We start from the raw sequence: 19406 nt of genomic DNA on the forward strand, positions 1-19406 counted from the left end.
AGCTTTTGTTGGAGGTCAAATAGGTTCGACAAAAGACATCACGACCTCCCCGACCGGCATCGGAGAGGTCGTTTCTGTCAGTCGTTGAACTCGATGTGCTTGTCGAAGACGATTTTGCCCTTCTCGTTCTTCACGATGTTGTAGCCGTGGAGACCGTCGCCGTTCTGATCGAAATTGTATTCGCCCTCGGCACCCGGGAACTTCTTGATCGCGAGGATGGATTCGCGAATCTTGCCGGGATCGGTGGAGCCGGCCTTGTTGATCGCCGCCGCCAGGACTGTCACGGCGTCATAGGTCCATGAGCTCTGGTTGTCGGGCGCGACCTTGACCGCATCGCGGTAGAGCTTGCCGAACGCCTTCGAGCCTTCGCTGGAATCCTCGGCGTAATCCGCCACACCGTAGGTGTTGTAGAGCGCCGGTCCCGCCAGCTTCAGCGCGGTGATGTTGACGATCGAGGGCGAGCCGACCCACGGAATGTTCACGCCGAGCTGGCGCAACTGGCGGGCAAAGATGCCGAGATCGTTCTCGAAGGTGAAGTAGGAGCCGAGGATATCCGCGCCCGACTGCTTGATGGCGAGCACGACCGGTGTGAAGTCCTGGCTCTGGTTGGCGTAGCCCTGGTCGAGCACCGGCGGAGCGCCGAGCTTTTCGAGCGCGCCGGTCAACGCCTTGCCGCCCGCGGTACCGAACGCATCGGTAGAGTGCAACACCGCCCATTTCTTCTTGCCCAGCGTGCTGACGCCGTATTCCGCGATGACGCGGCCGGAATAGCTGTCATTGGGCCGGAAGCGGAACAGCCATTGATTGCCCATATGCGTCAGGTTCGGATCGGTACCGCCGATCATCACCGGCTTGCCGAGCTTGATGACGTCGGGAGCCATCGCGTGCACCTGGGTCGAACGAATCGAACCAAGGAACCCGACGATGTCGGATTGCGCTGCGAGCTTGGAGAACGCGAGCACGATGCCGGGATTGGTGGTCTGGTCGTCCTCGACGATCAACTCGCCCTGCTTGCCCAGGATGCCGCCCGCCTTGTTGACGGCTTCGAGCGCGAGTTTGGCGCCCTTGATGGCGTAGCCGCCGGACTCGGCGGCGGGACCCGTGACCGGCGCACACATGCCGATCTTGATGGTGGCGCCTTGCGCGTTCGCGCTCTTGATGAGGTAGGGCGCGGCAATGCCGGCAGCAATTCCGGCCGCGAAGTCGCGTCTCGTCAGTCTCATTCATTCCTCCCTGGGGCCGGGCATCCTTGTCGGCCCTTCTTTGTCTTGGCTCTATCGCTGAATGCAGAACCGGATGCTAGTTACGAATTCTGCCGATACGAGTAAATTGATATTGCGCCAACATCGACTAAATGCGCAGAGCACGCACCCAATAGTGATTCACACCCGCGACAGCAGTCTATTCTCAGTGCTTTTCGCGGCGATGACGCTGCTCACGCGTTATGCAATGACGATAGTCATGCGTCGTGGGAAAGCGATCATGCAAATTTGCCGTTACGCTTCATCCGTGACTTCATCACTCGCGCCGGTGGAAGCGAGGCACAACTCCAGCTGTCCGAGCATCTCCTGCAACTCGGCGAGCTTGCGCGCGCCGAAGCGCTGCGTGATCTCGGCGTAGATCGCTTCCGAGGACGGCGCGACCGCAGCCATCAGCTTCACGCCCTCTTTCGAGATCGACACCATGGTGCGGCGCTGGTCAGCCTTTGCGGTCTTGCGCTCGATCAAATTGCGCGCCTCGAGATCGCGCAGGATACGCGACAGGCTCGGCCCGAGGAGAAACGCGGTGCGCGCGAGTTCCGTAACTTCCGCTGCTTCAATGGACGCAAGCGCACGGAGGATGCGCCATTGCTGCTCGGTAAGGCCGTGTTCACGCAGCTTGGGGCGGAACTGCCGCATCACGGCCTCGCGCGCCCGCAGCAGCGACATCGGCAGCGACCGCGAGAAGTCGCGCATCGGCACCTGCCGCGCGGACGGCGCATCTGCGTTTGCGGGATCAGCCGGTCTCTTCGCCATATCGCCCTTTCAAGCCGCAAAACGTTTGCAGTGCAGCAAGCTCAATTTGCGTTTGACGCATTCACTTAACATGTTAAGTATCTTTCGGCACCACGATTTGTAAGATCACAGATGGCGCTTTCCAGCGACGATATCCAAGCTTGCGCGAAGCGTCTGCACCACGCGGAGAAGACCCGCACGCAGATCCGGCAGCTCTCGCAGGACTTCCCCGACATCACCATCGCCGATGCCTACGCGATTCAGAAGGCCTGGGTCGACGTCAAGATCGCTGAAGGGCGGGTCGTCAAGGGCCACAAGATCGGCCCGACCTCGAAGGCGATGCAGAGCGCGCTCAATATCAATGAGCCGGATTCCGGCGTGCTGCTGGACGACATGTTCTTCGCCGATGGCGGGATCATTCCGACCGAGCGCTTCATCGCCACGCGCGTCGAGGCCGAACTCGCCTTCGTCATGAGCGAGCGTCTTGCCGGACCAGACTGCACGATGTTCGACGTGCTCAACGCCACCGACTTCGTGGTGCCGGCGCTGGAGATCCTGGATACCCGCATCGAGCGCGTCGATCCCAACACCAAGGCGACGCGAAAAATTTACGACACCATCGCCGACAACGCCGCGAATGCCGGCATCGTGCTCGGCGGCCGGCCGATCCGTCCGCTGGACGCCGATCTGCGCTGGATCGGTGCGCTGTGTTTCAAGAACGGCCAGCTCGAGGAAACCGGCCTAGCCGCCGGCGTGCTCAATCATCCCGCGACCGCCGTCGCCTGGCTCGCCAACAAGATCGCGCCGCTCGGCCTTGCGCTCGAACCGGGACAGGTCGTGCTCGCCGGCTCCTTCATCCGTCCGATCGAGACCCGCAAGGGCGACACAATTCAGGCCGATTATGGCGCCTACGGCTCTGTCAGCTGCTACTTCGCTTAGGCGAACAAAGACACAGGGAGTGAAACCGCGATGCCGCATTTCACGATCGAATATTCGGCCAATCTCGATGGCCGCCTCGACATAGCGGCGGTGTGCGAGGTCGTGCGCAAGGCGGCGGTCGAAACCGGCATCTTCCCGCTCGGCGGCATCCGCGTGCGCGCCGTCAGGTGCGAGCATTACGCGATCGCGGATAGCAGGCAGGATTACGGTTTTCTCGACATGGTCCTGCGCATCGGCGAGGGCCGCGACCTTCCGACCCGCCAAAAAGCCGGCGAACACGTCTTCCAGACGCTCTCAAAACACCTCGATCCCGTCTTCGCCGCCAGCAAGTTCGCCTTGTCGTTCGACATGCAGATCAACGACAAGGACACCAGCTGGAAGCGCAACAACATCCACGACGCCCTGAAAGTGGAGGCCGCCCATGGATAAGCCCACGCCGAAAGCCGATGTGTTTCGGGCCAACCGCGACCGCGTCGCGCCGCTGCTGAAAAAACTCCGCGCCGACGGCATCGGCCACAGGATCGACGGCAAGATCGTTCCGTCCATATCCGGCGAGACCTTTGAGACGAAGTCACCGGTCGACGGCGCGGTGCTTGCAAGCGTCGCCCGTGGCAACGCCGAGGACATCGACGCCGCGGCCACGGCTGCCGCGCTCGCCTTCAAGTCCTGGCGCGACATGGGACCGGCGATGCGGAAGAAGCTGCTGCATCGCGTGGCCGACGCCATCGAGGACAATGCCGACGACATCGCGGTGCTCGAATGCATCGACACCGGCCAGGCCTATCGCTTCATGGCCAAGGCCGCGATCCGGGCCGCCGAGAATTTTCGTTTCTTCGCCGACAAATGCGCGGAGGCGCGCGACGGCCAGAATACGCCGAGCGACGAGCACTGGAATATTTCCACCCGCGTACCGATCGGTCCGGTCGGCGTGATCACGCCGTGGAACACGCCGTTCATGCTCTCGACCTGGAAGATCGCTCCTGCCCTCGCGGCGGGCTGCACCGTCGTGCACAAGCCCGCAGAGTGGTCGCCGGTGACGGCGGCTATTCTTGCAAGGCTCGTCAAGGAGGCCGGCGTGCCCGACGGCGTGCTCAATACCGTCCATGGCTTTGGCGAAGAGGCCGGCAAGGCACTGACCGAGCATCCCGCCATCAAGGCGATCGGCTTTGTCGGCGAGAGCGCGACGGGCTCGGCGATCATGATTCAAGGCGCGCCGACGCTGAAGCGCGTGCATTTCGAGCTCGGCGGCAAGAATCCGGTGATTGTGTTCGACGACGCGGATCTCGACCGCGCGCTGGACGCCGTCGTGTTCATGATCTACTCGCTCAACGGCGAGCGCTGCACCTCATCCAGCCGCCTCCTGATCCAGCAGAACATCGCCGATAAGTTCGTCGAGAAGCTGACCGCGCGAGTGAAGGCGCTGAAGGTCGGCCATCCCCTCGATCCCGCCACCGAGATCGGGCCACTCATCCACGAACGGCATCTGGCCAAGGTCTGCTCCTATTTCGACGTCGCACGCCAGGATGGCGCTGTGATCGCGGTCGGCGGCAAGGCCTATGACGGCCCCGGCGGCGGACATTATGTCGAGCCGACGCTGGTGACCGGCGCGAGCGGCAAGATGCGGGTGGCGCAGGAGGAAGTGTTCGGCCCCTTCCTCACCGTGCTGCCCTTCCGCGACGAGAAGGATGCGATCGAGATTGCCAACGACATCCGCTATGGCCTCACCGGCTATGTCTGGACCAACGACGTCGGCCGGAGCTTGCGCGTCGCCGACGCGCTCGAGGCCGGCATGATCTGGCTCAACTCGGAGAATGTCCGCCACCTGCCGACGCCGTTCGGCGGCATGAAGGCCTCCGGCATCGGCCGCGACGGCGGCGACTACTCGTTCGACTTCTACATGGAAACCAAGCATGTCTCGCTGGCGCGGGGCACGCACAAGATTCAGAAACTGGGGATTTAGGGAAACGGTCATTCCGGGGCGTGCGACGGGACCGCAAGCGCCCGGAGCACGAGCCCGGAATCCATTTTTCTACTGACTCTGCCGCGCGATGGATTCCGGGCTCGGCTCTGCGAGCCGCCCCGGAATGACAAAGGGGGAAACGCCAATGCCGGTACCGCAACACGTCTTCGAGCCGCCCTTCAACATCATCCGCTCCAGCCACGTCGTGCTGGACGTGACCGATCTGAAGCTCAGCCGCGCGTTCTACGAGACCACCGTCGGCCTGCATGTCGAGGATGCCGACGACAAGGTGGTTTACCTGCGCGCAGCCGAAGAGCACCAGCATCACTCGCTGGTGCTGCGCAAGGCGGCGGTGCCCGCCTGCGCCCGGCTCGGCTTCAAGGTCGGCAACGACGGGGATCTCGACAAGGCCGCGGCCTTCCTCTCCGAGAATGGCCTCAGCTACGCCTTCGTCGACCAGCCCTTCCAGGGTCGCACGCTGCAATTCACCGATCCCTTCGGCTTCAAGATCGAGCTCTATGCGACGATGGACCGGCGGCCGCATCTGCTCCGCCGCTTCGACCTCTACAAGGGTTGCCATCCGCAGCGGCTCGACCATTTCAACGTCTTCGCTGCCGAGGTGCAGGATACTGTCGAGTTCTATGCGCGGCTCGGCTTCCGCCTCAGCGAATATGCCGAGGAGGACGGACCGAACGGCCGCATCGCCGCGGCCTGGATGCATCGCAAGGGCAACGTCCACGACTTCGCTTTCACCAACGGCAAGGGCCCTCGGCTGCACCACTTCGCCTATTGGACGCCGACGGCGATGAACATCATCCATCTCTGCGACGTGATGGCGTCCTCCGGCTACGTGAAGAACATCGAGCGCGGGCCCGGGCGCCACGGCATCTCCAATGCGTTCTTCCTCTACGTCCGCGATCCTGATGGACACCGGCTGGAGCTCTATACCAGCGATTACTTTACCGGAGATCACGACCACGAGCCGCTGCGCTGGTCGCTGCGCGATCCGCGCCGCCAGACGCTGTGGGGCGCACCGGCGCCGCGCTCGTGGTTCGAGCAGGGCTCGCCCTTCACGGGGCAGGCCGTCCGAGAACCCAAGTTTGTGGCCGACGTGCTGGTGGCGGATTGACGATGAGACTCCCTCGCCTCGCCACCTACTCGGTCAAGGGTGCAACCCGCTACGGCGCCGTGCTGGAGGGAGGCATCGTGAATCTCTCGCCACACCACGCCAAGGATTATCCGACGCTGCGCGAGGTGATCGCCGCAGGAAAGCTCGCGAGCCTCGCCGAAGAGGCAGCCAGCCGCACGCCGGACCATGCGCTCGGCGACGTCACCTGGCTTGCGCCAGTGCCGGGACCGGAAAAGATCATCTGCATCGGCGTCAACTATCCCGACCGCAACGCCGAGTACAAGGACGGTCAGGACGCGCCGAAATATCCGAGCATGTTCATGCGCTCGCCCCGCTCCTTCGTTGGCCACGACACCCCGCTGGTGCGCCCGCGTGCCTCTGCGCAGCTCGACTATGAGGGCGAGATCGTGCTGGTGATCGGCAAGCCCGGCCGGCACATTCCGGAAAGCGCCGCGCTCGACCACATTGCCGCGCTCACGCTCTGCAACGAAGGCTCGGTGCGCGACTGGCTGCGCCATGGCAAATTCAACGTCACGCAGGGCAAGAACTTCGATTCCAGCGGCAGCCTCGGGCCATGGCTCGTGCCCTACACCAGGGAAGCGCAGATCGCCGATATTCGCTTGACCACACACGTCAATGGTGAGCTGCGGCAGGATGACCGCACCAGTCGGCTGATGTTTCCGTTCCGCACCCTCATCAGCTATATCTCGACCTTCGCAACGCTCGTTCCCGGCGACATCATCGTCACGGGCACGCCGACCGGCGCCGGTGCACGGTTCGATCCGCCGCGCTATTTGAAGCCCGGCGATGTCGTCGAGATCGCGGCCGAGGGCATCGGGGCCTTGCGCAACGGCGTCGTCGACGAAGCCTGATCAATAATTGAAGTGGAATGATGCAATGACCACCCTCACCGGCGGCGAAGCGATCGTAAGTGGCCTTGTCGCCCATGGCGTCGACACCGTGTTCGGCCTGCCCGGCGCGCAGGTCTATGGCTTGTTCGACGCCTTCCACCAGGCCCAGCTCAAGGTGATCGGCGCGCGGCACGAGCAGGCCTGCGGCTACATGGCGTTCGGCTATGCGCGCTCCAGCGGCAGGCCCGGCGTGTTCAGCGTGGTGCCCGGCCCCGGCGTGCTCAACGCCAGCGCAGCGCTGCTCACCGCGTTTGGCTGCAACGAGCCGGTGCTGTGCGTCACCGGCCAGGTGCCAACGCAGTTCCTGGGCAAGGGCCGCGGCCATCTCCACGAGATGCCGGACCAGCTCGCGACCTTGCGAACCTATGTGAAATGGGCCGAGCGGATCGAGCATCCCGGATACGCGCCGACGGTGGTCGCACGTGCCTTCCAGGAGATGACCTCGGGCCGCCGCGGCCCCGCCTCCGTCGAGATGCCCTGGGATGTCTTCACCCTGCGCGCGGACACCGCGGCGGCACAGGTGCTGGAGCCGCTGCCCGCGCCGCGGCCCGACCCCGATATGATCAAGCAGGCCGCCAGGCTGATCAAGAACAGCAAGGCGCCGATGATCTTCGTCGGCAGCGGTGCGATCGAGGCCGGCGAGGAGATCCTCGCGCTCGCCGAGATGATCGATGCGCCCGTGGTCGCCTTCCGCAGCGGGCGCGGCATCGTCTCCAATGCGCACGAACTCGGGCTGACCATGGCGGCCGCCTACAAGCTGTGGGCGAAGACCGACTTGATGATCGCAATCGGGACCCGCGCGGAGCTGCCCGTATCGGGCTTCCGCTGGCCCTACCAACCGCCTGGCTTGAAGTCGGTTCGCATCGATATCGATCCCGCCGAAATGCGCCGTGTTGTCTGTGACACCGCGATCGTGGCCGATGCCAAGGCCGCGACCGCCGACCTCGCCGCCGCCGTCAGCAAGGCCGGCTACAGCAGGACCGCCGGACGTCGTGCCGCGATCCGCGAGGCAACCGCGACCGCGCTGGCAGAAATCCAGCGCATCCAGCCGCAGATGGCGTATCTCAACATCCTGCGCGAGGTGCTGCCCGCGAATGCGATCGTCACCGACGAACTATCGCAGTTCGGCTTCGCCTCCTGGTACGGCTTTCCGATCTACGAGCCGCGCACCTTCATTACGTCAGGCTATCAGGGCACGCTCGGCTCGGGCTTCCCGACCGCGCTTGGCGCCAAGGTCGCCAATCCTGATAAGCCGGTGGTGGCGATTACCGGAGACGGCGGCTTCATGTTCGGCGTGCAGGAGCTTGCCACCGCCGTGCAGTTCAACATCGGCGTGGTGACGCTGGTGTTCAACAACAACGCCTATGGCAACGTCCGCCGCGACCAGCGCGAACGCTTCGACGGCCGCGTGGTGGCGTCGGATCTCGTCAACCCGGATTTCGTCAAGCTGGCGGAATCATTCGGCGTCGCGGCGGCCCGCGTTACCGCGCCGGACCAGTTCAAGGCGGCGATGGAGAAGGCGCTGGCCCATGACGGGCCGTACCTGATCTCGGTCGAGGTGACCCGAGATTCCGAGGTGAGCCCGTGGGCGTTCATTCACCCGCCGAAGCCTTGAGGTGAACGCCACCCTGTAGTCGCGCCGCCGCGATCACCAGCAAGCCGGCGCCAGCGACCGACCAGCAGGCGACCGGCGCCCAATGCAGCAGGGGCGCGTAGTCCGGCATCTTCTGCAAGCCGCCAGCGACCGCCGCCATGCGCGCGAAGGTGCCGAGCGCCAGTGCCGAGAAAACGAGGCCGGTGACCTTGCCTTCCGCACCGGTCGAGCCGATCGCCAGCGCAGCCGAGACCGCGCTCATCAGCATGCAGCCCCATGCGGCGCCGGCGAGAAACTGCGCGGCGATCAGCGTGTTCAGGCTGCCAGCGAGCTCCGCTGCCGCGATCGCGGCGGCGCCGATCAATCCGGCGGCACCCATCACGATCAGGCCGCCGCGATGTTTGACGACGAGACTCGCCGGAAACATCGCGATGTTGAAGCCGATCCAGAACACCGGCATCAGCCATGGCAGCTCCTCGGGCCTCGCAAAGCGCAGATAGGACGGCGCACTGTTCATTGCAAAGTGCAACTGAAAGCCGAGTGCCAGCGCCACCATCGCGACGATGAAGATGATCGGCACCAGGCCCAGCGGCTTTGCCGCTTCGGCCGGCGTCGGCGGCGAGGTATCGCGCGCGACATCGTGCTCGATCCGCGACAGCCCCAGCGCCGTGAGCAGCAGCACGACGCTGGAGATCACGAACGGCAGCCGCGCATCGTGCTCGCGCATCACCACGCCGAGATAGGGTGAGACCGCGCCGGCGACGCCATAGCCCAACATCGCCAGCGCTGCGAGGAACGGCACCTGTGGCCTTGCGCGGTATTTGCCGAGCAGGATCAGCGGCGGCGCGCGCAAGGCAGACGAGGTGATCGACCAGACCACGATCAGCAGGATGAACCAGACCTGCGCTGCCGCGCCCACGCCAGCAACGAAGGGCATGGCAACGAACGCGCCGCAGGAGATCGCGGCCACGAGCCCGACGAACAGGCCAAGCCTGCCGACATGGGGCGCGAGCTTGTCCGCGGCGATCCCCATCGCCGTGTCGGCGATGGTGAAGATCGCCTGGTCCAGCATCAGGATGAGGATGACGGCGGATGGCGCGATGCCGACTTCGGCCGCGAGCTTCGGGAGATAGATGACGTAGGTGGTCCAGCCCAGCGTGAACACCAGTTGCAGCACGGCCAGATAAAGGCCGGTGCGGTTGGCCGTCGTCGTCCCGGCCGAGAGTTGTGTCGTCGCCATGTCGCCTTTTCCCCCGCCGGAACCTTAGACGAGCGAAGGCCGCGAGGGAACGCGTCAGCGCGTCCGGCGGAAGGTCAAATTGATCCGCTTGCGCCCGAGCAGCGCATGCTCGCCGTCGGCGAGCGGCGCAACGCCGTGATAGGCGAGCCGGTTCGCCCCGCCCCAGACCACGACGTCGCCATGGACCAGCCGGAAGCGACGCGGCTTGTCGGCGCGCGCCATGCCGCCGAACAGGAAGGTCGCGGGCAAGCCGAGCGAGACCGAGACGATCGGCGCCGAATAGTCCAGTTCGTCCTTGTCCTGATGCAGCGACAGCCGCGTGCCGGGCTCGTAGCGGTTGACGAGGCAGGCATCGGGCGCGAAGCCGGCAAACCCGCCCTGCTCTGCCGCGTGCCGGGCCAGATCGCGGAGCACGGGCGGCATCGCCGGCCACGGCGCGCCACTTTTCGGATCGATCGGGTCGTAGCGATAGCCGGTGTGATCCGTGATCCAGCCGCGCTCGCCGCAATTGGTCATCGCCACCGACATCAGATGGCCGCCGGGCGTGGTCATGCGCCGGAACGGCGACTGCCCGACGATGGCGCGCACGGCTTCGATCAACTCGCTCTCGATCGGCTTGACGAATCCGCGCAGCAGAACGGCGCCGTCGGCGATCTCCTCGCGCGACGGCTGGGCTTCGGCGACGGTGTCGAACAAATCAGCCGTCAATCGCAGCGCTCATTTGGCATCATGAAAAATCACACCCAGGGTGTGGCGCTGGCCGGACCTGATCCGGCTGACGCCATGACGGAGATTAACGCGGTAGGTGCCGCGTGTCCCCTGCACCGGGCGGTGATGCACAGCGAAGGCGACCGCATCGCCCTGCGCCAGTGGCACGACCTCGGCGCGGGACTGCATGCGCGGGCGCTGCTCGGTCAGCACGAACTCGCCGCCGGTGAAATCGCGGCCCGGCTCGGACAGCAGGATCGCGACCTGGAGCGGGAACACGTGCTCGCCATAGAGGTCCTGATGCAGGCAATTGAAGTCGCCCGCTTCATATTGCAGCAGCAGTGGCGTCGGGCGCGCCTGGCCCGCGTCATGGCAGCGCTTGAGGAAGGCCGCGTGCGCGGCGGGATAGCGGATGTCGATCCCCATCGCCTCGTTCCAGCGATTGGCGACGCCTTGCAGATGCGCGTAGAGCGCCCGGCGCAGCTCGGCGATCAGGTCGGGCAGCGGATAGGAGAAATATTTGTACTCGCCGCGGCCAAAGCCGTGGCGGCCCATGACGATACGGCTGCGGAAGTTCGCGTCGTTGGGGTAGAGGGCGGCGATAGCGCGGCATTGATCCGGCGTCAGCAGGTTCTTCAGGACGGCGCAGCCTTGGGTTTCGAGCTCGCTGCTGATTTGGAACCAGTCGAGGGAGTCGACGTGGGCGGCGAGGTCCGTCGCCGGGTCGAAGAACGCGGCTGCATGTTTTGCGGTTGCCATTGCGACCATCCTATCTACGATCGTCATTCCGGGGCGCGACGAAATCGCGAGCCCGGAATCCATAACCACCATCGAGAATATGGATTCCGGGCTCGCGCCAAGTGGCGCGCCCCGGAACGACGAAAGTGGGTGTCGCAGATCGCGGCCGCCACAACCACCCGATTTCCGTGTAGGAACCTAACCCCGCACCGGCAACGTCACCACATCATAGCCGTGCCTAATCGTGCGCTTCAGCACGGGGTCTTCCAGCTCGAAGTCGAAGCGGTCGGCGGGGCGGATGCCGCCCTTGGCAGCAAAGGTGCCGCCGAACATGGCGCAGCCGTCGGGGAATTTTCCGCCATCGAAACCGCGCGCGATGAGGTCGGCGACCGGCAGCATCGCGTCCAGTGTGCCCTCCTGGTAGAGCACGCGCTCGCCCTTGATCGTGGCCCAGGAGCGCAAAATTATCTTGTCCCAGTGGCCGATGACGTCCTCGAGCTCCCACAGGGTCGATGCGATCGGCTTGTCGCACATCTGCTTGGACACCGTGACGTTGTAGGCTTCGACCTTGCGGTCGGTGTGATCGGAGCCGCAGCCAACGAAGATGCGGCCCTGCCAGCCGATCAGCACAAACTCGACTTCGCCGGAGGAATCGTCACCGGTGCATTCGATGCGGTCTTGCTGGGTCAGGCGCCGCGCCGAGGCGCGGTAGTAGATTGGCGTCGAGGCCGGGGGGGCGATGCCGACGGCTTCCAGCTCGGCGATGTGCTTGTCGCGCGCGACAGGATCGCGGCCGGTCCAGCCGGCGATGACCATCTGGTCGATCGCCAGCGTCAGCGGCGTGGTGGTGTCCTGGGCGTCGACGGTGAAAGTCAGGTCAAACACGAATTACGGCCTCCATGCCGGCAGCAAGTTCAAAGATCCGACGATCCGATCCGCCCGCTCCCGCCAGCATCAGGCCGACGGGAATTTCGCCCTTGCGATGTGCGGGCAGCGAGATGGCGCAGCCGTCGATCATGTTGATCAGGGTACAATTACGCAGAGCGCGCAGGTTCTGCGTGGTGAATGCCTTGTCGTCGGCGAGATCTGCGATCTTGGGCGGCGTGTTGGCGGTGGTCGGCAGCACCAGGGCGTCATAAGGCGCGATGCGGGCGTTGACGCGGGCGATCAGCGAGCGGCGCTCATTGAGCAGGTCGATGTAGTCGGCCGCGCTCTGCGCCTCGCCGCGCAGGATTCGCACGGAGACGCGGGGATCGTAGACATCGCCCTTGGACGTGATGAGGTAGCGGTGCCAGGCATAGCTTTCGGAGGCGGCAAAGCCGCCTTTGGCGTTCATCGGGCCGATGTCGTGGAATTCCGCCATCTCGATCCGCTCGATGACGGCGCCGTGGTCGGTGAGGCTCTTGAGCGCACGCTCGAACGTCTCGGCCACTTCCTTATCGAGGTCGTCGAGGGCGATCGTGGTCGGTACCGCCAGCCGCATCCCCTTCACGGGACGCGGCTTCAGCGCGACGAGCGGCTCGTTCGCGAGCACCGCGTCCAGAATGGCACAGCAGCTGACCGATCGTGCCAGCGGCCCGATGCTGTCGAGCGAGAACGACAGCGGCACGGCGCCATCGAGCGGCACGCGGCGCTGCGTCGGCTTGTAGCCGACGATGCCATTGTAGGCAGCCGGAATCCGGCAGGAGCCGCCGGTGTCGGTGCCGAGCGCGCCATGCGCCATGCCGTCGAGCACGGAGACTGCGGCGCCCGAGGACGAGCCTCCGGGCACGTGGCCCTCGGCCCGGTGCCAGGCCCCCTTCGGCGTGCCGTAATGCGGATTGATGCCGATGCCGGAATAGGCGAACTCGGTCATGTTGGTGCGCCCGATCACGACAAACCCGGCTTTACGCAGCCGCGCCACCGTCGCGGCGTCCTGCTCGGCGGGCGGGGAATTGTCGAGCGCGCGGGAGCCGGCGCGCGTCACCTGGCCCCTGATGTCGAACAGATCCTTGATCGAGACCGGGATACCGGCATAGCGCGACGGCGCGGCCTTGGCCTTGCGCAAGCCGTCCATGGCGTCCGCCGCCGCGAGCGCGGCGTCCTTGTCGACGTGGATGAAGGTGCGCTGGCCTTCACCAGCGGGATCGGCAATCCTAGCGATGCAGGCCTCGACCAGCTTGCGGGAGGTGGTGCGGCCGCTTTCGAGGTCGTCGGCGAGCTTCGCCAGAGTCGGAAAATCGGTCATGTCTGTCTCACGGAATATTACGCGCGCAATCTATAGCGACGGCTCAGTTCGACACAAGCATTGTGCGCATGATGGCATGCATGCACATTGCTGGACCGTTGACGCGGCATGGTCGATTGTCGCATCAAGATCGAAACAGGCAGGTCTGAAACCTGAGCCTTTTTGGGAGGAGCTGCCGACATGGCCGAACCGCAGCGCGCGCGACCGAAACCGACGCCGGAAACCCAGCATTTCTGGGAGGGCACCAAGGCGGGCGAACTGCGCCTGCAGCGCTGCGACGCCTGCGCGCATGTCTATTTCCCGCCGCGCCCGTTCTGCCCGTCCTGCGCCTCGCGCAAGGTCAGCATCTTCAAGGCGAGCGGCAAGGGCTTCCTCTACAGCTATGTGATCAACCACCGGCCGGCCGCACCCGGCTTTACGCCGCCTTACGCGATCGCAGTGGTCGAGCTTGCCGAGGGGCCGCGGATGATGAGCAACATCATCGACTGCCCGCAGACCCCGGAGGCGCTCGAACTCGACATGAAGCTCGAAGTTGCCTTCGAGGCCCTCGACGACAAGATCACCCTCCCCGTCTTCCGTCCGGCGAAGGGATAAGCCATGCGCAGCAACCAGGTTGCCGTCGTCGGCGCGGCCGAGACCACCGAGCTCGGAATCATCCCCAACGCCTCGCAGCTCCAGCTTCACGCGGATGCGGCGCTCAATGCCATTGCCGATGCCGGGCTGAAGCTCTCCGACATCGACGGCTTTGCCACTGCGGTCGAGACGCCGCAGCAGGTCTGCCACTATCTCGGCATCAAGCCGACCTGGGTCGACGGCACCTCGGTCGGCGGCTGCTCGTTCATGCTGCATGTTCGCCATGCCGCCGCCGCGATCGAGGCCGGCCTGTGCAAAACCGTGCTGATCACGCATGCCGAGAGCGGCAAGTCGATGATCGGCAAGGCGCCGCGCTCGATCCCCGCCGACAGCCTGCAAGGCCAGTTCGAGGCGCCATTCGGCGTCTACGGCCCGCCCAGCATGTTCCCGATCCCCGTGCTGCGCTTCATGAAGACCTGGGGCATCACCCATGAGCAGCTGGCCTCCGTCGCCGTGGTGCAGCGCGAATGGGCGGCGAAGAATCCGCGCGCGATGATGAAGGACCCGATCACGGTCGCGGACGTCCTCAACTCGCGCATGATCGCCTATCCGTTCCGACTGCTGCAGTGCTGCCTCGTCACCGACGGCGGCGGCGCGCTGATCCTGACCTCGGCCGACCGGGCCAAGGATTTCCCCCGCAAGCCGGTCTACATCATGGGCACGGGCGAGAGCGTGGAGACGCCGATGGTCAGCCAGATGGAGACATTCAACTCCTCGCGCGCGTTCAAGACCGCAGGTCCCCTCGCGTTCAAGGAGGCCGGCATCGCACACAAGGACGTCGATCATTTGATGATCTACGATGCGTTCGCGCATCTGCCACTGTTCGGCCTCGGCGATCTCGGCTTCATGCCGCATGAGGAGACCGGCAAGTTCATCGCGGACGGCAACACCCGTCCCGGCGGCAAGCTGCCGCTCAACACCAATGGTGGCGGACTGTCCTACATGCATTCGGGCATGTACGGCATGTACGCGCTGCAGGAGAGCGTGCGCCAGATGCGCGGCATCGCGCCGGCGCAGGTGCCGAACGCGAAGATTTCGGTGTGCCACGGCGTCGGCGGCATGTTCGCCGCGAGTGGCACGATCGTGTTTACGAACGAGAGGTAATCCACATGAGCAAATCACTGCAGGACAAGGTCATCATCGTCACCGGCGCAGGCCGCGGCATCGGGCGGGAGATCGCGCTGCTGTGCGCCGCGGAGGGCGCCAAGGTCGTCGTCAACGACCCCGGCGTCGCCGCCGACGGCGCCGGCACGAGCGCCACACCCGCCGAGGAAGTGGTCGAGGAGATCAAGAAGCGCGGCGGGAGTGCCGTGGCCAATTTCGAATCGGTGGCGGAGGCGATCCCCGCCAGCAAGATCGTGAAGGCCGCGACCGATCATTTCGGTCGGCTCGACGGCGTCGTCAACAATGCCGGCATCCTGCGCGACATGATTTTCCACAAGATGAGCGTGGAGGCCTTCGAGGCCGTCATCAAGGTGCATCTGATGGGCTCGTTCTATGTCAGCCACGCTGCCGCGCGCATTTTCCGCGAGCAGGAGTCCGGCTCCTTCGTGCACTTCACCTCGACCTCGGGCCTGATCGGCAATTTCGGCCAGGCCAACTACGCCGCCGCCAAGCTCGGCATCGTCGGGCTCTCTAAATCCATCGCGCTCGACATGGGCCGCTTCAACGTCCGCTCGAACTGCGTCTCGCCGTTCGCCTGGACCCGGATGATCGGCACCATCCCGACCGAGACCGAGGCCGAGAAGGCGCGCGTCGAGAAGATCAAGCAGATGGGCCCAGAGAAGATCGCGCCGATCTGCGCCTATTTGCTCTCCGATGCCGCCAAGGACGTCACCGGGCAGATCTTCGGCGCGCGCATGAACGAGCTGTTCCTGTTCAGCCAGAATCGCCCGCTGCGCTCGGTGCACCGGAGCGAAGGCTGGACGCCGCAGTCGATCGCGGAACACGGCATGCCGGCGCTGAAGGGCTCGTTCTACAAGCTCGATCGTTCCGCCGACATTTTCCCGTGGGATCCGGTGTAAGTGGGCGCAGTATCTCCTCCGTCATGGCCGGGCTTGACCCGGCCATCCACGTCTTGAGGCGCTGCACGAAGAATGTGGATGCCCGGGACATTTGTGTGAAGACGCGCTTCGCGCTTTCGCCCGGGCATGACGGCTGAGGGTATCGCGGCTGCGTCACCCTACCCCGTATTCCGCAACCCCGCCGAAATCCCGTTGATGGTGAGCTGAATCCCGCGCAGCACCTGCTCGTCCGGGTTCTGCGCGCGGTACTCTTTCAGCAGCTCGACCTGCACGTGGTTGAGCGGATCGAGATAGGGGAAGCGGTGGCGCACGGAGCGCTCCAGCAGCGGGTTGCCCTGGAGCAGGCGGTCCTGGCCCATGATGTCGAGCAGCGTCTCGATGCAGGAATGCCATTCGCGGCGGATGCGGCCGAAGATTTTTTCGCGCAGGGCTTCGTCCGGCACCAGTTCGGCATAGCGCGAGGCGATCGCGATCGAGCTTTTGGCGAGCACCATGTCCATGTTCGACAGCAGCATGCGGAAGAACGGCCACTCCTTGTAGAGCTCTTTCAGGAACGGCATGCCCTTGTCGGGATGCTGCGCAATCCACTGCTCGACCGCGCTGCCGAAGCCGTACCAGCCCGGCAGCATCAGGCGGCATTGCGCCCATGAGAACACCCAGGGGATCGCGCGCAAATCCTCGATCGCACGGGTCTTCTTGCGCGAGGCCGGACGGCTGCCGATGTTGAGGGTCGCGATCTCGTTGATCACGGTCGAGGCCCAGAAATAATCGACGAACCCCTCGGTCTCGTAGACGAGGCCGCGATAGGCCTTGAAGGCGAGGTTCGACAGCTCGTCCATCGCAGTCAGATATTCGCGGCGCGGCGCGCTCTGGCGCGGATGCAGCAGGCTCGCCTCCAGCGTTGCGGCCGCGAGGATCTCCAGATTGCTGCGACCAACCTCGGCGTTGGAATATTTCGACGAGATGATCTCGCCCTGCTCGGTGATGCGGATCTGGCCGTTCACGGCGCCGCCGGGCTGGGCGATGATGGCGTCATAGCTCGGACCGCCGCCGCGACCGACCGAGCCGCCGCGGCCGTGGAACAGCCGCAGGCGCACGTGATGGCGCTCGAACACTTCGACGAGACCGATCTCGGCCTTGTAGAGCTCCCAGCCCGAAGTGACGAAGCCGCCATCCTTGTTGCTGTCGGAATAGCCGAGCATGACCTCCTGCACGCCGCCACAGCTGTCGACGAGGCGACGGTAATCGTGCAGCGACAACATGCGATCCATGATGACGCTTGAAGCCTGCAAATCCTCGATGGTCTCGAACAGCGGCACGATGTTGATGGCACTGCGCCCGGAGGGATGGACGAGGCCGACTTCCTTCAGGAGCACGGCCACTTCGAGCATGTCGGACATGCTCTTGCACATCGAGATGATGCACTGGGGAATGGCGTCCGAGCCGAACTTCGCATGCGCCTCCGCGGCGGCATGAAAGACGTTGAGCTCGCCCATGGTCTCGTCGCTGTATTTGACGAACGGCGACACCAGCGAGCGCGGGCTGCGCAACTCGTTGGTCAGCAGCGAGATACGCGCGTCTTCGCCGAGCGCGAGATAGGACATGCCGGGATTGGCGGCGTCCATCAGCTCGGCGATGGTGCGCTCGTGCACGGCGGAGTTCTGGCGGATGTCGAGCCGCGCCAGATGGAAGCCGAAACAATCCACCGCGCGCCGCAGCAGCCGGAGCCTGCCGCGCGCGATGACCCGGGCGTTGTTGGAGATCAGCGAGCGGTGCAGCACGTCGAGATCGGCCTGGAATTCCTTGACGCTGCCATAGGGCGCGCCCTTGCCGACCGGCCGGCGCGTGATCTCGACCTGAAGCTTTTCGGCCGTCGCGGTCAGGCGGGCGTAGATGCCCGAGACCGCGAGACGATAGGGCTCGCCGATCCGGTGCGGCGAGGTATCGGGCGAGCGCTCCGCCAGGTTGCGCAGCTCCTCGGAAATGTCGGCAAGATGCGCCGCGATCGACAGCTCGGAGCCGAGCACGTGCAGCTCCTCCAGATAGAACTGCATCACCCGGCTCGACTGCAGCCGCAGCGTGCCGCGCATGACATCGGCGGTGACGAAGGGATTGCCGTCGCGGTCGCCGCCGATCCAGCTTCCCATGCGCAGGAACGAGGCGAGCTCGCCCGCGGCCTGCTCGCCGCCCTCCTCCAGCCGGTCCTCCAGCGTGTTGATCAGCCGCGGCACTTCGCGCAGGAACGTGTAATCGTAGAACGACAGGCCGTTGGCGACCTCGTCGAGCACGGTGAGCTTGGTGCGGCGGAGCAGATTGGTCTGCCACAGCGTCAGCACCTCGCGGCGAAGCTGCTCGTCGGAGGCCGCGGCCTCGTCCGCGGTCAGCGCGACGCGCTCGCGGCGATCGAGCAGGGCTGCGACCTCCATCTCGCGGTCCATCGTGCTCTTGCGGCGGACCTCGGTCGGGTGCGCGGTCAGGACCGGGCTGACCAGCGCGGTCTTGAAGAAGCTGCGCAGCGCATCGGCGCCGATCCCCGCGGCCTTGGCATGGGCCAGCGTCTCCGCCAGCACCCCGGAGCCGCTGGCGGCACTGCGGGCGCGCATCTGGCGGATGTTGTTCTGGTCCTCGGCGATGTTGGCGAGGTGGGAGAAATAGCTGAAGGCGCGGACGATCCGCAACGTCTCGGAGGTCGACATGCTGTCGAGGATCTGCTCGAGTTCGCGACGGGCGAGCCGGTCCTCGTCGCGGTGGAACCGGATCGAGGTCTGCCGGATGCGCTCGACCAAGTCGAACAGGTCGGCACCCTCCTGGTCGCGCACCGTGTCGCCCAGAATGCGTCCGAGCAGGCGGATATCGTCCCGCAGCCGCGCATCGGCCTCCAGCGCCTGAACGTCCTCAGCGCGATTGGCGCGTGGCTCGGCGGCATCGGATGATATGGTTTGGAGGGACATCGGCGCGCTCTCCTCTTTGAGCTCCCTATGGCTCCCCGGCACGAGCGAGTGTGCGATATTTTTCTGCCGCAGCGCAAGACGAACTTGGGGGCGGTGCACACCGGCGGTGATTGTCTCGTGCCCCGGACGCAGCGCAGCGCCCTTGCGGTGCGCTGCAGAGCCGGGGCCCATCGGGCCGAGCAGTTGTGGAGCCTTCTGGGTCCCGGCTCTGCGCAGCAGCGTTGCACGCTGCAGCGCGTCCGGAACACGATCACCGGGACACCATCACCAAACACGCCTTCGCGGTCTCGCGGCATACTCCGCCCGAGTTTTGCTGTCCGTTTCGCCCTCATCGAGAACAAAGGGCGCAGGGAAGGCC

At 65.1% G+C, this 19406-nt stretch carries 17 protein-coding genes; 9 read left to right on the forward strand and 8 right to left on the reverse strand.

Features of this window, described 5'->3' with window-relative positions:
- Positions 1 to 77 precede the first annotated feature (77 nt).
- Positions 78 to 1223: an ABC transporter substrate-binding protein gene (locus WHZ77_RS23560; RefSeq protein WP_143844112.1), complete on the reverse strand. Its 1146-nt coding sequence runs from the start codon at positions 1221 to 1223 to the stop codon at positions 78 to 80.
- A 273-nt stretch (positions 1224 to 1496) separates the two neighbouring features.
- Entirely contained in the window at positions 1497 to 2015 is a 519-nt protein-coding gene (gene hpaR / locus WHZ77_RS23565) for a homoprotocatechuate degradation operon regulator HpaR (RefSeq protein ID WP_375310134.1), read from the reverse strand.
- Positions 2016 to 2126: 111 nt separating this feature from the next.
- Between hpaR and hpaH the strand changes: the two genes are divergently transcribed.
- The 6 genes from hpaH to WHZ77_RS23595 all read left to right on the forward strand — a co-directional run bounded on the left by hpaH (position 2127) and on the right by WHZ77_RS23595 (position 8548).
- On the forward strand, positions 2127 to 2933 hold the full coding sequence (gene hpaH, locus WHZ77_RS23570; RefSeq protein ID WP_375310135.1) for a 2-oxo-hept-4-ene-1,7-dioate hydratase: 807 nt from the start codon (positions 2127 to 2129) through the stop codon (positions 2931 to 2933).
- 30 nt (positions 2934 to 2963) lie between these two features.
- Positions 2964 to 3362, forward strand: a complete 399-nt coding sequence (locus WHZ77_RS23575) for a 5-carboxymethyl-2-hydroxymuconate Delta-isomerase (protein WP_375310136.1) — start codon at positions 2964 to 2966, stop codon at positions 3360 to 3362.
- Positions 3355 to 4893, forward strand: coding sequence for a 5-carboxymethyl-2-hydroxymuconate semialdehyde dehydrogenase (hpaE, locus tag WHZ77_RS23580; protein ID WP_375310137.1), 1539 nt, complete (start codon positions 3355 to 3357; stop codon positions 4891 to 4893). Before WHZ77_RS23575 ends, hpaE begins: the two co-directional genes overlap by 8 nt.
- Positions 4894 to 5038: 145 nt before the next feature.
- Positions 5039 to 6022, forward strand: a complete 984-nt coding sequence (gene hpaD, locus WHZ77_RS23585) for a 3,4-dihydroxyphenylacetate 2,3-dioxygenase (protein WP_375310138.1) — start codon at positions 5039 to 5041, stop codon at positions 6020 to 6022.
- Positions 6023 to 6024: 2 nt separating this feature from the next.
- Positions 6025 to 6894: a fumarylacetoacetate hydrolase family protein gene (locus WHZ77_RS23590; protein WP_375310139.1), complete on the forward strand. Its 870-nt coding sequence runs from the start codon at positions 6025 to 6027 to the stop codon at positions 6892 to 6894.
- Between the two features lie 25 nt (positions 6895 to 6919).
- Complete coding sequence (locus WHZ77_RS23595) at positions 6920 to 8548, forward strand: thiamine pyrophosphate-dependent enzyme (protein WP_375310140.1); 1629 nt, start codon at positions 6920 to 6922, stop codon at positions 8546 to 8548.
- On the opposite strand, the gene WHZ77_RS23600 is transcribed toward WHZ77_RS23595, so the two are convergent.
- The 5 genes from WHZ77_RS23600 to WHZ77_RS23620 all read right to left on the reverse strand — a co-directional run bounded on the left by WHZ77_RS23600 (position 8526) and on the right by WHZ77_RS23620 (position 13440).
- A complete protein-coding gene (locus WHZ77_RS23600) occupies positions 8526 to 9767 on the reverse strand; it encodes an MFS transporter (protein ID WP_375310141.1) in 1242 nt (413 codons plus the stop codon). The genes WHZ77_RS23595 and WHZ77_RS23600 overlap by 23 nt on opposite strands.
- Before the next feature lie 54 nt (positions 9768 to 9821).
- The gene (gene alkB / locus WHZ77_RS23605) at positions 9822 to 10475 is read right to left on the reverse strand and encodes a DNA oxidative demethylase AlkB (protein WP_375310142.1); all 654 of its coding nucleotides are present in this window, start codon (positions 10473 to 10475) and stop codon (positions 9822 to 9824) included.
- Positions 10476 to 10484: 9 nt separating this feature from the next.
- The gene (locus WHZ77_RS23610) at positions 10485 to 11234 is read right to left on the reverse strand and encodes a 2OG-Fe(II) oxygenase (RefSeq protein ID WP_375310143.1); all 750 of its coding nucleotides are present in this window, start codon (positions 11232 to 11234) and stop codon (positions 10485 to 10487) included.
- Positions 11235 to 11411: 177 nt separating this feature from the next.
- The gene (locus tag WHZ77_RS23615) at positions 11412 to 12098 is read right to left on the reverse strand and encodes a DUF2848 domain-containing protein (protein ID WP_375310144.1); all 687 of its coding nucleotides are present in this window, start codon (positions 12096 to 12098) and stop codon (positions 11412 to 11414) included.
- Positions 12091 to 13440: an amidase gene (locus WHZ77_RS23620; protein WP_375310145.1), complete on the reverse strand. Its 1350-nt coding sequence runs from the start codon at positions 13438 to 13440 to the stop codon at positions 12091 to 12093. Before WHZ77_RS23620 ends, WHZ77_RS23615 begins: the two co-directional genes overlap by 8 nt.
- Positions 13441 to 13620: 180 nt before the next feature.
- Here WHZ77_RS23620 and WHZ77_RS23625 point away from each other — a divergent pair, with 180 nt between their 5' ends.
- The 3 genes from WHZ77_RS23625 to WHZ77_RS23635 are packed head-to-tail and all read left to right on the forward strand — an operon-like array spanning position 13621 to position 16097.
- Positions 13621 to 14034 (forward strand): OB-fold domain-containing protein, encoded by a 414-nt coding sequence (locus WHZ77_RS23625; RefSeq protein ID WP_339027603.1) that lies wholly within the window; start codon positions 13621 to 13623, stop codon positions 14032 to 14034.
- A 3-nt stretch (positions 14035 to 14037) separates the two neighbouring features.
- Positions 14038 to 15177, forward strand: coding sequence for a thiolase (locus WHZ77_RS23630; protein ID WP_375310146.1), 1140 nt, complete (start codon positions 14038 to 14040; stop codon positions 15175 to 15177).
- Between the two features lie 5 nt (positions 15178 to 15182).
- Positions 15183 to 16097 carry an SDR family oxidoreductase gene (locus WHZ77_RS23635; RefSeq protein WP_143844097.1) on the forward strand — a complete coding sequence of 305 codons (915 nt, stop codon included), beginning with the start codon at positions 15183 to 15185 and terminating at the stop codon, positions 16095 to 16097.
- A gap of 158 nt (positions 16098 to 16255) precedes the next feature.
- On the opposite strand, the gene ppc is transcribed toward WHZ77_RS23635, so the two are convergent.
- Positions 16256 to 19048, reverse strand: coding sequence for a phosphoenolpyruvate carboxylase (ppc, locus tag WHZ77_RS23640; RefSeq protein ID WP_375310147.1), 2793 nt, complete (start codon positions 19046 to 19048; stop codon positions 16256 to 16258).
- Positions 19049 to 19406 lie beyond the last annotated feature (358 nt).

This window comes from Bradyrhizobium sp. A5 (assembly GCF_042076515.1).
Lineage (GTDB): Bacteria > Pseudomonadota > Alphaproteobacteria > Rhizobiales > Xanthobacteraceae > Bradyrhizobium > Bradyrhizobium cosmicum.